This window comes from Aquimarina sp. AU119, assembly GCF_900312735.1.
GTDB classification, from domain to species: domain Bacteria; phylum Bacteroidota; class Bacteroidia; order Flavobacteriales; family Flavobacteriaceae; genus Aquimarina; species Aquimarina algiphila.
On record NZ_OMPF01000001.1, the window covers coordinates 176213 to 189560 of the forward strand.

At 32.6% G+C, this 13348-nt stretch carries 11 protein-coding genes; 2 read left to right on the top strand and 9 right to left on the bottom strand.

The annotated features are described in order from the left end of the window. Nucleotides 1-55: 55 nt before the first annotated feature. Complete coding sequence (locus tag DK442_RS00700; protein ID WP_109433923.1) at nt 56-1066, top strand: helix-turn-helix transcriptional regulator; 1011 nt, start codon at nt 56-58, stop codon at nt 1064-1066. Between the two features lie 34 nt (nt 1067-1100). On the opposite strand, the gene DK442_RS00705 is transcribed toward DK442_RS00700, so the two are convergent. Beyond that, nucleotides 1101-1469 carry a hypothetical protein gene (locus DK442_RS00705; protein ID WP_109433924.1) on the bottom strand — a complete coding sequence of 123 codons (369 nt, stop codon included), beginning with the start codon at nt 1467-1469 and terminating at the stop codon, nt 1101-1103. 95 nt (nt 1470-1564) lie between these two features. Here DK442_RS00705 and DK442_RS00710 point away from each other — a divergent pair, with 95 nt between their 5' ends. After that, a complete protein-coding gene (locus DK442_RS00710; RefSeq protein ID WP_109433925.1) occupies nt 1565-2110 on the top strand; it encodes a flavodoxin in 546 nt (181 codons plus the stop codon). A 4-nt stretch (nt 2111-2114) separates the two neighbouring features. Here the strand turns inward: DK442_RS00710 and DK442_RS00715 are convergent, their stop codons facing one another. The 8 genes from DK442_RS00715 to DK442_RS00745 all read right to left on the bottom strand — a co-directional run bounded on the left by DK442_RS00715 (nt 2115) and on the right by DK442_RS00745 (nt 13148). Next, nucleotides 2115-2942: a crotonase/enoyl-CoA hydratase family protein gene (locus tag DK442_RS00715; protein ID WP_109433926.1), complete on the bottom strand. Its 828-nt coding sequence runs from the start codon at nt 2940-2942 to the stop codon at nt 2115-2117. A gap of 12 nt (nt 2943-2954) precedes the next feature. Further along, on the bottom strand, nt 2955-4052 hold the full coding sequence (locus DK442_RS00720; RefSeq protein ID WP_109433927.1) for a heparan-alpha-glucosaminide N-acetyltransferase domain-containing protein: 1098 nt from the start codon (nt 4050-4052) through the stop codon (nt 2955-2957). Nucleotides 4053-4056: 4 nt separating this feature from the next. Then, nucleotides 4057-5904, bottom strand: coding sequence for an IucA/IucC family siderophore biosynthesis protein (locus DK442_RS00725; protein ID WP_160113998.1), 1848 nt, complete (start codon nt 5902-5904; stop codon nt 4057-4059). Next, nucleotides 5901-6521, bottom strand: a complete 621-nt coding sequence (locus DK442_RS28030) for a GNAT family N-acetyltransferase (RefSeq protein ID WP_143915678.1) — start codon at nt 6519-6521, stop codon at nt 5901-5903. The genes DK442_RS00725 and DK442_RS28030 overlap by 4 nt, the downstream gene beginning before the upstream one ends. A gap of 11 nt (nt 6522-6532) precedes the next feature. Then, nucleotides 6533-8992 (bottom strand): GNAT family N-acetyltransferase, encoded by a 2460-nt coding sequence (locus DK442_RS00730; RefSeq protein ID WP_109433928.1) that lies wholly within the window; start codon nt 8990-8992, stop codon nt 6533-6535. Nucleotides 8993-8999: 7 nt separating this feature from the next. After that, complete coding sequence (locus DK442_RS00735) at nt 9000-10160, bottom strand: MFS transporter (RefSeq protein ID WP_109433929.1); 1161 nt, start codon at nt 10158-10160, stop codon at nt 9000-9002. Between the two features lie 131 nt (nt 10161-10291). Beyond that, a complete protein-coding gene (locus DK442_RS00740) occupies nt 10292-11629 on the bottom strand; it encodes a lysine N(6)-hydroxylase/L-ornithine N(5)-oxygenase family protein (RefSeq protein WP_200825071.1) in 1338 nt (445 codons plus the stop codon). Nucleotides 11630-11642: 13 nt separating this feature from the next. Continuing rightward, nucleotides 11643-13148 (bottom strand): aspartate aminotransferase family protein, encoded by a 1506-nt coding sequence (locus tag DK442_RS00745; RefSeq protein WP_109433931.1) that lies wholly within the window; start codon nt 13146-13148, stop codon nt 11643-11645. Nucleotides 13149-13348: the final 200 nt, after the last annotated feature.

Here is a 13348-nt window from a genome sequence, read left to right on the forward strand (position 1 = left end):
TCTAAATAAATTTAATGCAAAATTAGTGTCTAGGGAAAGAGAAAAATGACGCATTATGGATAAAAAAAGACGCGATAAAGAGCGTTCAAAAACATTACATTTAGAGAAACAAAAAAGATGCACATTACGAACTGTAACCGAGCTTATTAAATCACAAGAACATTGTGGTGTACGTTCCAGAAAATTTAAATTTTCTCCAGAATTTGGAGATGGATATTTTGAATATAATCACTTTGATGGGTTGTTTATAGGAATTTTTGATGTGTCCTTAAAAAAGGATGTTAAAACTTATGCTAGAAGTAGTATCAACGCTTTAGAACTATCGTATCTTATTGACGGTGAACAAATCATCAGAATTGATGGGAAAAATCATGACTTTATATACGAAAGTCAGGAAAGTTATCTTGTTTATATCACTCAAGCGTCTGGATCAATACAATATCACAAAAATAAATATTTTAAAGAAGTCAAAATACGTATGTACCCTGATTTTATCCAAAAGCATAAGCTTAATTCGACATACGGAATCAGTAAAAAATATGCGTTAGATAAAATAGATCAAAACTCTATTCAGCCCTTATGTTCTAAAACGCAAGAAATACTTACTGAACTGTTAACCGATACCAGACAAGGATTATTAAAGCGTCTATTTCTAGAATCAAAAGTATTAGAGCTCCTAGCACTACATCTTGATATGGATAAGGGTACCAAAACTGAAGTATCCAACACAGATCATCTGATAAAAAAACTATATGAAGTTCAATTTATTATCAGTTCTGACCTCACCATTCAATATTCAGTACATGAATTAGCACGTAAAGTTGGACTTAATGACTTTATGCTCAAGAAAGAATTTAAACGTGTTTTTGCCACTACTATCTTCGAGTATGCATTACAACTAAGAATGACCAAAGCAAAAAAGTTATTAAACCATAGTAAAAAACCTATCTATGAAATTTCAGAATTGGTAGGTTATAAAAACTCTACGCACTTTACAGCAGCATTTAAAAAGATTGAAGGTATTACTCCAAAAAAATACAGACAAAAAGGTCTACAAACTACATGACAACGCCTTCCTTTTCAAGAAAACAAAAAAATCTTTAGCGCATATTTTTTATACTATTATCTTTTAAAATATTGTCATATTCTCCATAAAACAAAATTCCTAAAACCAGTTCCTCTAAACCATCCAAAATTTCTGGAGTTAATTTAAAATTGATTTCTGCATGTGGCGTATTACATTTTATTGTTTTATATGGAGCCTTACAACTACAGTCTTTACATTGACAACCTTTCTTTGCCGAACGAATAACTGTAAGAAATGCTTTTATTTCTATAATATCCATATAAATAGCAATATCACCTATTTGCAATTGTATTTTCTCTTTAACTTCCCCTGTTATATCTGTATTTTTTATACTAAAAGCAGAACCTGTGCTATTCTTAAATAATGGATCTAAAATATACATACATCTAAATTTGAATATTCAAATTTATTATATTATTTTTATTTAGAATAATTAAAAATAATATATTTTTGTAGAAATATTTAATCGATACTTATATGAAAAAAATAGCTTTATTCTATGGATCAGATACAGGGTGTACAGATGATATCACCAAAGATTTTTCTTCTATATGGGGAGATGAAAATTTAGACATCAGAGAGATTGGAGATGTATCCAAGAGTGACTTTGATCAATTTGAAATTTTCATTTTTGGATTATCAACCTGGTATGATGGAGATCTACAAAGTGATTGGGAATCCTTTTTTGATGATTTTCAAGAAATTGACTTCAGTAACAAAGTGGTTGCAATTTACGGATTAGGAGATCAGATAGGATATGGTGAGTACTTTGTTGACGGAATAGGGATTTTGGCAAAAGTTGTCATAGAAAATGGAGGTGAAATTATAGGTCATTGGCCTATAGAAGGATATCGTTTTACCGATTCTGTTGCTTTGATAGAAGAAAAAGAAGGGTATTTTTATGGCCTGGCCTTAGACCATGATAATGAATCTCAATTAAGTGATGAGCGATTAGAAAAATGGGTACATCAAATAAAGCTAGAGTTAAAACATTATTTGACCAAAGAAGAAGTCACTCTTTAATCTATTAGAGTACAACTTTTGTTTTTCTATATTGAGCTTTGGCAAGAATTTCCATTCTCCTTATGTCGAATAACTCTACTTTCATACAGGCATCAACCCAGATATCTGTAATATCTATTAATTCTGCTTTATCAAGCGGGAAAATCTTTTTCTTACATACATTATGATGATATTCAAAATTATAACGTTCTCTGGTTTTGGTTATATAAGAAAATAGTGTTTGTATCGATTTGTTTTTGTTACTCAACTTATCAATACATCCCAAATCATATAATTCTTCTGCTTGGTAGATTTTTCCAGCCTTTAAAACAGTGTTAGCATCTTTTGTGTTTAATTTTCTGTAGAGTAAACTATACGCTCCCATACCGGGAAAAAGGTTAAACTTATTCTCTGGTAAACAGAATTTTGCTTTTCTTTCTGCAATAATAATATCATGGCTCAAGGCACATTCAAACCCTCCTCCATATGCATTTCCTTCAACCATTGCTATGGTAAGGGCTTGGAGCCCAAAAGAAGTATAAATCTCATAAATAGCATCAATACATAAATGTGCATATTGTGTTAACGCAGTCTTATTACAAGATTTGATACTTTCTACAAAAAAAGGTAAATCACCTCCCATATTATAAACACCATCATGTTCTGATGCAGAAACAATGAATTTAACAGGCCTTTCTGGATGAGAAAAATAATCTCTAACCCAAATCGCAAACTCTTTAAATTCCAGCAACCCTTTTAAGCAAAAATTAGGCATTCCGGTATCTTTTATTTTCCAAAGTAATACCTCGTGTTCTTTATAGTACTCTACATTCAGACAATTAAACTTTCTCATTACTAATGTATTTTATACTATTGACTTTCGTGATATTACCTTATTATTTTTTACTTTTTTCGGTGTCAAAAGTATATCTAACCCCTTTTGTAATAAAAGTGTGATTATCGTAAATATCGGCAGCAAAATCAAAACACCAGTTATTCCAAATTGTTGATATCCTAGTATGCCCATTCCCCAACAAATGATTACCCATTGAATAATGTAAATCGTTGTCACCCTTTTACTACAGTAATACAGAAAATCAAAGACCTTGTTAGGTTGAATTCGAGTGACCATCATAAATGCAAATCGCAATAATAACAAGTTAAAACCTGTGAGATAGATTGCTCCTCCAGGGCCTAAATGAAAGTAATCTCCGAAATGATATTCAAAATTATAATAGCATAAACCACCTCCTATCAGCATCAAAATAATTCCAGCTGGTAACATTCTAACAAATATGTATCGTTCACTTTTATTATTTTCTTTGTACCACATTCCAAAGAACATCCCAATAAGTATAAAAGAAAACCATGGAAATACCGCAAAATACACATTCCATTCTGCTCCCCACATTAGATCAAATATATAATCCACTCCTGGTATCCCTAGTTGAAACCCGTGTACTTCCTTGGTAGTAAGTATTATTAAAAATGCAATAATCAAAGGAACATACTTATTTTTTGACAACTTATTTATCACTCCCATAAATAATAGTGACACTCCTGCCAGTTGCAATATATCACCGGTTAATAACATAAAAAGCATATTATCCATATTGGCTGGAGGTGTCCAACCATAAGCTTCTATAAAAGAATCAGGAGTCGTTCCTATAATAGTTGGAACAACAAACTTTAATAGATTCATAATATACCCTGCCAAAAGAATATAGATTCCTCTTTTTATAGACAATATCATATTTTGATTTCTAGATAATGTAAACGATACTCCCATTGCCAGAAGAAACATAGGCGTTCCTTTTCCTATAAAATGTATTACTTCTCCAAGCCAGGTATCACCTTGTGTAGATAAATCTCCATATATCCATAACGTATGTACCATGATGACCATAAGTACACTTACTCCCCTAGCAAAGTCAATTGCTAAAATTCTTTTATTATTTTCCATTCTATTATTTTACTATATTATGTTGAGAAAATGATACTTTAACTGTTCTTGTTTTATATGCTGCAATAGGGTTTTTGAGTGTTCCTACTAATTGTAAACTCTCTATTGGATCTGCCAAATTCAACATTTGTTTTGTATTACTCAGTTGTAATCTATTCAGGCAGCATCGATCAAATTCTGGTGTAAAAAGATCATATCTCTCAAATTTTGCTTGTAATTCAGGATGTTCTTCCTGATAATTCAAAATACAATCAGCAACCAGTTCCCAAAATAGTTCTTCGGGATATTCATCGTGCTCTGCTAGTATATCTCCCATAAACCTAAAAAAACAATCAAATACATCTGTAAAAATTGATAACACCTTCATTTTATCAGAAGTTTCTGTATACAATCGTTTGACTTTTCCCGGTAGATCTAATTCTGAATTAAAAACAATAACTTCTTCTGTTATATCTTTCATTAATACTCTTACAGGGGTATGATGTTCCATCACCATAATCAGGTTTTCTCCATGAGGCATAAAGACCATCTCATAAGTATAAAAGCAATGTATCAAGGGGCTCAGATAACAATACAAGTATTTTTTTAACCAAGTCGTCGTATCAAAAGGAGATGCTTTTATCAACTCCCTTAATAAAGAAGTACCCTCATCATCTATATGTAAAAAAGCAGCCATTGTCATTAATTGTTGACCTTCTTTAATTTTTGACATTGGTGATTCTCTCCATAATGCCGAGAGCATTTTATTATGAGCATTTGTTTTTCCTAAAACTTCGTAATTAAGGTTTCTATATCCAACTGTAGCCACTTCACCTAACATTGTAAAGCCCGTTTTCTTTAAATATTGATCGCTCATCAATAATGTTGTTATCCATGCTGTAATACTTGGGGTACTCTGCATATAATATGGAGAAAGACCACGCATGAAGCCCATATTTAAAATAGAGAGTGCTGTTTTGGTGTATAGTTTACCTGGATTGGTTTTATTATATAATGTTCGGATAGATTGTTGTGCTGAATATTGATCATCTCCTTTTCCTAAAAGCACAAGGTTATTATTTGCTATATCAGCAGCAAAAACATGCAGTATTTTAGTATTCCATTGCCAAGGGTGGACAGGTATAAAAATATAAGAATCCAGATCTAAGCCTAAATCTTCTAGTATCGTATTAAATTTAGCAATAGTTGAAACACCAAGTTCTCGCCGCATTAATGATTTATATTCAAATCCTTTTATTGCAGTGAATGTAGCTTTGGTTTTATGTCCTGCTACCCAAATTATCTGAAAAGGGTGATCAGCTTCTGGCGAATACTTCATATAATCCTCTGCATCAAAACCGATTCTTCCGTTATTAGCAACAAAACAAGGATGTCCTTCTGTCATAGCATGTTCTATTAATTGAAAGCTGCCCTGCGCTAATTCTGAGGATGAATATCTTTTATTACAATATTTATACGCAGCTCCAGATAGTGTACTGGTGATCTCTTCGAAATAAGTAGGTAGCAGATTCGTTGGAATTTTCAACGTACTATTAAATTCCCAAATAAAATGTAATGCATCCAGTACTGTTGGGTTTCCATCTTTTCTTTTTATGATGCTATTTTCATTGATATTCCAATGATCCAAATACCTTTTTTTGGCGCAAAATTCATACGTAATTCCGGGGATATCAGAAATCAAAACATAACGTCCCCAATCCTTTTCCTGATATTGTAGTTTTGGTTTTATAAGTAGTTCATGCGCAAATTCACTAATTGCTTTTTTGACTAAAGTTCGATTTACTTTTTTCCAAATCTCGGGCTGTAGATGAGCAAAATGTACGGGTAAACTATTTAATTTTTTACCGCTCATGGCTTTTCGTTTTTAAGAGTACTATTTTTCTTCTCTTCTAATAAAAGTGCTTTCTTATATGCTGATCTTTTACAGAAGGCAAGGGCTGCTTTTTTATGAGGTAATTGAATCTCCTTATGATATTGAAATCCGGCTCTTTTATTAAGCACATGGATTTTTTCATTTCTCACATCGGGTTCTACAACAATACGTTCTGTCTGGATATCACTAAATAAATAGTCAAGTATCGTAGAAAATATGTGCCATGTAAAATTTGGGATCTTTTTTTGTGGAGGACTCACAAGAATATGCATGCCAATATCTCCTTTTTTTACATCATAATATGTCGATATTGGATCTTCTGAAACTTGATACCGTTCCATTAAAAAAATAGGTTGATTATCTAATATTCCTATAAATGCATCATGATAATCAGATTCAATAATTTCCTGGTACCCGATCCTTACTTCTTCCAAAGGGTATTCTTGCATACCCCAATAAGAAGCGTATGGTCTGGTAACCCAATCATGAACGGTTTCAATATCATTTTCTAAATCCAAAAAACGCAGGTGTATATCTCCAAGACCATGAATGGTTTTAGAAAAGATAGGTTTTGATATGATCTCAGTGTTATTCATAAACAGGTAACTTATACTTGTGATGTAGATTCTTCTTTTTTAAAAGTTGCAATCGGATTTTGTAATCTTCCTGCAAACTGAAGTAGTGCTACGGGATCATCCAGATCAATCATTTGCTTATTATTATTTAACTGAAGTCGATTGAGGCAGGATAAATGAAAATCTGATGCAAAAAGATCATATTGCTCAAACTTTGCTTTCTTCTCTGGATAACGATCCTGATAATCCCATATGTTTTCTGCTACAAGTTTCCAGAATTTTTCTTCAGTATACTCGGCATGCTCAACCAGAACATGAGACATGAATCTAAAAAAACCATCAAAAACATCAGTAAAGATCGAAAGTAACTTTACATCTTCAGGAACTGGAGCATACATTCGTTTTAAATGCTCTGGTAATTCAACATCAGGACTAAGAATACAAGCTTCTTCTGTAATATCTTTAAGTAATACTTTTACCGGAATATGATCTTCTAAAACCATAATGATATTTTCACCGTGAGGCATGAATACCAAATCAAAATGATAAAAGCAATGTAATAGCGGACTTAGATATGCTTTAAGATATTTACGTAACCAGTCTGATATCGACAGTCCCGATGTATCAATAATTTTAGGAAGAAATGCCTCTCCATGATGATCTATATGTAAAAAAGCTGCCATGGTCATCGGCTGTTGTTCTTTTTCTATTGCAGACATAGGACTCTCTCTCCACAACGAGGCTAACATTTTATTATAATCATTGTGCGGACCAAACTCTTCAAAATATGGGTTCACATAACTAATCGATCCTATTTCACCAAGCATTCTAAAGCCCGTTTCCTGAATATACGGGTCACTATATAATAATTTTTCTAACCACACTGCCATTTTTGGAGCTGTTCCCAAATAGTATAATGGTAATCCTCTCATGAATCCCATATTTAGAATAGAAAGTGCCGTTTTGGTATATAGTTTATGGGGATTAGAGATATTAAATAGGGTTCGGATAGATTGTTGAGCAAGGTATTGATCCGGCCCATAACCTAAGCAGATTAGGTTTCCCATAGCAATTTCTGGTGAAAATATATTGGCTAGTTTGTTAAACCATTGCCATGGATGCATTGGGATAAAGAAATAATCATCCGGATCAAAACCTTTATTTTTTATTGCTGTATTAAATGCTAAAATCGTTTCCTGATCTAATTCTTGTTGAATTAATTTATCATAGGGCAAGTCCTCTATAGCTGCATATACCGTATTTTTTTTATGCCCGGCTAACCAGATAAGACTAAAGGAATTTCCGGCTTCGGGAGCATACGATCTATAATCACTACTATCAAACCCAATACGACCATTATTCGCTACAAAACCAGGATGCCCTTCCATCATAGATTGCTCTATGGTTTGAAAATCTGCAGCTACCAAATCTTTAGCTTCTGGATTTCTTTTGATATGCTTAAAAGCACTTCCGTACAGTGTGCTAATGATTTCTTCCAGATAAACCGGCATTGCATTATCCTTAATTCCTAATTGTTTTCTAAATTCTTTAATGAATAAGATAGCATCAAGTTGTATTGTCATTGCCTCTTGATACTTTTTAATAGAAATTTCATTAATCCACAAATGATTTAATGCTAAAGGCTTTGCGCAAAATTCATATTGAATGGTAGAATCATCTGTTTTTAAAAGGTATCGATTCCATCCATCTTCTAGCTTTTCAATGATCTTAGGTTGTATAAGCAATTCGTGACTAAACTCACAGATTGCTTTTTTGATCAGTAATGTATTTACTTTTACCCATAATTCTGATTGTATATGAGCAACAGATTGTTGGGGTGAAACGGCGTTATCTAAAGTATTCATAGCACTTCGTTTATTGATTTGTGGAACTAATTTAAGTTGTTGGTGTTTTTGTCTGGTTAAGAATGCTAACTGAGCCGTTTTATGAGGGAGCTCTACTATTGCATTAAGCTGAAATCCTACTCGCTGGCATATCGCAAACATTTTTTTATTTCTAATATCGGGTTCTACCAATATGCGATGTACTTGTTGATTTTGAAAAATAAAATTCATGATCGTATTGAACATGTACCAGGTGAAGTTCTTTATTTTATTTTCTGATCGTGGAGCCACGATGATATGTATTCCGCAATCATTTTGCTGCGCTTGATAATAGTCTTTAATGATATCTTTTTGAGGATGATAACGCTCTACTATAAAAACAGGTTCTTCTTTATACATACCTACAAATACATCATAATGATCTGGAGTCATTAATTTAGCATATTCGGCTTTTACCTGTTCAATCGAATAGTGCTGCATACCCCAAAATATTGCATAATCACGATTTACCCAATCATGTAATACAACGCTATCTTTTTCTACATTAAAATGCCGTATATGGATGTCTCCAAAGTTTTCATAGGTAGATGAAAACTCATACCCTTCTTTTGACGCGGCTACAAAATCTGTTTGTTGCTGTACTGACATAAAATCTTTATGTTTTTGCTAGTTGTTTCACCTGTTTTTGCCTAAATACTCTATGAAATATGAAATAATACACTCCAAGAGCTATTACAAAACCTATGCTAGTTATCACAAATGGAATTTGGAGCCCCTGAAACTCTACAAGAATTCCAACCGAAAAAGAAGCTAGTAATACACCTAAGTTTTGAAAAAAATGTACTTTACTATAATCAATTGCATAAGAATCCGGAGAACTAAATTCGAATAGTAATACATCAAAGCGAACTACTGCTTGAAAAATTGCCCACCCATAAATTATTCTGCCTGCGATCACAATTACATCAACAGGAAAACCCTGAAGTAATGCCCCAATTATTCCCAAAAACAATGCAGATATAATACCGCTGTGTTTCTCTTTTGGGCTTCGTGTTTTTTGATACCATAATGCAAACAAAGCAATGAAACCAGGTATAGCATATACAAACCCAGAAATTATTTTACTACTATATAAGGATATGCTTTCCCAGTATAAAGAGAAAAAAGGACGAATTAGAAAATCACTGAAATATAAAACCATGGTCACTAATCCAATCTTAAGGATAAAGCCTTTGGGGATAATTCTATCCTTAATCTCAGGAGTGATTTTTTTTGTAATACTCTTATCAGTATTATATTTTTTACTTTGTAATAGAAATATACTCATCCCCATTTGGACAAAATCTCCTATCGCCATAATCAAGAATATATAACTGGCGTCAATCAAATCAACAGTTAAACCGCCGATTACTGCTCCCAAAATACCGCCTAAATGAACCACAACAGAGAGTACTCCTATTGTATTAACGTGTTCTTCTTTAGTAATAATTTTAAGAATATAAGGGTATACTAAAAGATAACTCCCTTTAAACAAAACCATACTTAGAGATACTATCCAGAAATTAAAATAAGAAGTTGTCCAATAGCAATATAAAGCCAATATCCCTGCTATACATTGTGTATAACTTAAGATATTAAGTTCGGCGACTTTTTTAGATATATACGCCCAAAATGGAAACGCAATCATCACCATAAAACAAATAGCAGCAAAATAATAGCCAACATATTCTGGATTTGTAACCCCAAAACGAGCTTCAAAAAACTGTGGATAGAAAGGGTGAAGCAAATAATCGCTAACCACCGCTATCAAAGTCATGAGTATAAGAAAGTTTTTAAGATTCATTTGTTATTTTAAAGCTCTGGTTTGATAAGTTTCTTTTATTCTACGATTTTTTCTAATGTATTAAACCTCACAGATCTTAAAGATCAGTGAGGTTTAGAGATTTGTCATTTTAAAATGGGCTCTTCTATAGTTATTTCTTCTTCCTTGGTTACTTCAAACTGTTGGAAAGCAATGCGCTTTTCTATAGCGTAGTATTCTTTTCCTGTGAGTTCTTTAATGATAAAAGAATTACGATAACATGCCATTCCCAAATCCGGAGTTACAAACCCATGAGTATGCAATTCTGCATTTTGCACAAAAATGTCTTTAGCTTGTTTATCAATACTATAATTGCGATGCACAGCGTATCGACTTTGATCATCCCATTGAATTCGATCTGCGATACCATCAATAAACTCAGGCATTTTATAAGTATAACCTGTGGCTAGCACTAATGCTTCAGTTTGATGTCTATACATCTTATCCTGTTCTGTTTGGTGTAATTCTAAATTAAAAACGTCTTGATTGTATTCATATTTAGCCTTGGTCAATTCAGAATTAGTACGTAAACCTATCTTGATATTATCATTAGTCAACTGCTTTGTATAGATCATATCATAGATATCAGCAATGAGATTTTGATTAATACCCTTATATAAATGTTTTTGATTTTTAATCAAATCATCTTTTTTGATTTGCGATAGATTATAGAAATAATCAACATATTCTGGAGATGTCATTTCTAAAGTTAATTTAGAATACTCCAATGGAAAAAACCTTGGAGATCTTGTAATCCAATTAAGATGATATCCTTTTGTATCAATATCCTGAAGAAGATCATAAAAAATCTCGGCAGCACTTTGTCCGCTACCCAATATCGTTATAGCTTTTTTAGATTGTAGATCTGATTTATACTGCAAATAAGATGAAGAATGAATTGCCTTTCCTTCTAATTCTTTACAGCATGCTGGAACGTAAGGATGTGTTCCTGTTCCTAAAATCAACTTCTTTGCTCTATATATTTTTATTTCTTCTGTCTGTGTGCATCTAGAAGTTATAATATAACATTGCTCACTTTCATCATATTGAGTATGAATCACCTCTGTATTAAAAAATAAATTAGGTAATTTTTGTATTGCCCATTGACAATACTGATTGTATTCATTACGAAGCAACAAGAAATTTTCTTTAATATAAAAAGAATATATACGCCCTTGTTCTTTAATATAATTCAAAAAACTAAAAGGGCTTGTAGGATCTGCCAAAGTCACTAAATCTGCCATAAATGGAATCTGAAGTGTTGTGTCCTGAAGTAACATACCGGGATGCCAATCGAAACCAGAGCTTTTGTCTAAAAAAACACCTTTGAGATCATCAATTGGATTCGTTAAACAAGCCAACCCCAGATTAAAAGGACCAATACCTACTGCAACAAAATCTAATATTTTACTATCATTCACCATTATCTTATCTTTTTTAATTATTTGTAGTATAGTTTAACCCTTGTTCTTTAATCATTCTGATCACCTCAAAAAGATCTTCTTTTGTACTTCTTGGATTTAAAAGCGTAAATTTTAAATAGGTTTTGCCATTTAGTTTTGTACTAGCCACAGAAGCTTTCCCAGATTTGAAAAGTGTATTCTTGATATAAAGATTTGTAGTATCCAAAATCTTATCATCTTCAATTCCGGGAATTTTAAACCGAAATACAAGTGTACTTAGTTCTGGTTGATGCGCTACTTCAAAATAGATATCATCTTTAATATTGTGATATACATCCAGCGCCAGATGATGCACCTTTTCCAGGAAAGAACCTAATGTTTTCTCTCCTGTAACCTTCAAGGTGAACCACAATTTTAATGCATCAAACCTACGAGTGGTCTGAATGGATTTTTCGATCAGATTAGGAAACTCTTCATCTCTACTCTCTAATGGATTTAGATAATCGGCATAGTAAGATACGTATTGAAAATGTTTAGTATCTCTAACTAGAAAAGCACTAGAACATACAGGTTGAAACAAGGTTTTATGAAAATCTATGGTTATAGAATCTGCATATTCAATTCCTTTAAGTTGGGTTTTGTGAGTATCGGTTAACACATAACATCCGCCGTAGGCACCATCGACATGAAACCATATCTTATATTCTTTTGCTATTTTGGAAATCGTTTCCAAAGGGTCAAAACTTCCAAAATCAGTAGTTCCTGCAGTGGCTACTATAGCAATCGGTATATTTCCTTTTTGCTTTTCTTTTTCAATAGCTTGTACCAGAGCATCCGTCTTCATTTTTAGTTTATCATCGGTATCTATTGGTATTACAGAATCGTATCCCATACCTAGTAATGCAGCATTCTTTTTAATACTAAAATGCGCTTTATCTGAACAAAAAATACGGAATTTGCTTACTTCATCAGACCAACCATTCTCTTTCAGGTTTATTCCGTAATGGGTAAATGCATAATGATCCCGAGCCATCAAAAGTGCTTTGAAATTTGATTGCGTTCCTCCACTGGTAAAAACACCATCAGATTGTATAGGGAAATTCATCTTATTGCAAATCCAGCGAATTATTTCCTGTTCGATCAATGTTGCAGAAGTACTTTGATCCCAGGTTTCGATAGCCGTATTAACAGATGAAGCTATAAGGTCACCCACTAACGCAGGTAATAATACAGGACAATTGAGATGTGCTACATAATGTGGATGATGAAATGAAATTGCATGATCAAGGAATACATCCTTAATTTCATGCAATGCGTCATCCAACGTTATATTTTCTTTAGCATTTACAGCAATACTTCTTTTGCGAGACCTCAATTCTTCTACAGATGCTCCACTATAAAAAGAGGTATTGTCTAAAAAGTTTTTTATGTGCTGTACTGCTTTCTCTATATGAACTTCATACTCATATTTAGAATAAGCATCAAAAAGATAATCAACCGCCAGGTCAGGTTTTAGAGTAAGTTGGGTTTCTGATAACATAATTATTTTTATTTGGTCTAAATAAGTAAAGTGCAAAACTATGGCTACATAGAAATAATTAAATGACGTAAATCGGATAAAAAATGACGTGGATTTATAAGGCTCTATAAATTAGTATTCTTCTAACATTACTTTTATATTTTCTTAATACATAGTGTAAAAGAAACAATGCATTACAAAAAGTAATTGATATACCATTA

Coding starts and splice junctions, on each gene's coding strand:
- DK442_RS00700 (WP_109433923.1), top strand. CDS start 56: ATGGATAAAAAAAGACGCGATAAAGAGCGTTCAAAAACATTACATTTA.
- DK442_RS00705 (WP_109433924.1), bottom strand. CDS start 1,469: ATGTATATTTTAGATCCATTATTTAAGAATAGCACAGGTTCTGCTTTT.
- DK442_RS00710 (WP_109433925.1), top strand. CDS start 1,565: ATGAAAAAAATAGCTTTATTCTATGGATCAGATACAGGGTGTACAGAT.
- DK442_RS00715 (WP_109433926.1), bottom strand. CDS start 2,942: ATGAGAAAGTTTAATTGTCTGAATGTAGAGTACTATAAAGAACACGAG.
- DK442_RS00720 (WP_109433927.1), bottom strand. CDS start 4,052: ATGGAAAATAATAAAAGAATTTTAGCAATTGACTTTGCTAGGGGAGTA.
- DK442_RS00725 (WP_160113998.1), bottom strand. CDS start 5,904: ATGAGCGGTAAAAAATTAAATAGTTTACCCGTACATTTTGCTCATCTA.
- DK442_RS28030 (WP_143915678.1), bottom strand. CDS start 6,521: ATGAATAACACTGAGATCATATCAAAACCTATCTTTTCTAAAACCATT.
- DK442_RS00730 (WP_109433928.1), bottom strand. CDS start 8,992: ATGTCAGTACAGCAACAAACAGATTTTGTAGCCGCGTCAAAAGAAGGG.
- DK442_RS00735 (WP_109433929.1), bottom strand. CDS start 10,160: ATGACTTTGATAGCGGTGGTTAGCGATTATTTGCTTCACCCTTTCTAT.
- DK442_RS00740 (WP_200825071.1), bottom strand. CDS start 11,629: ATGGTGAATGATAGTAAAATATTAGATTTTGTTGCAGTAGGTATTGGT.
- DK442_RS00745 (WP_109433931.1), bottom strand. CDS start 13,148: ATGTTATCAGAAACCCAACTTACTCTAAAACCTGACCTGGCGGTTGAT.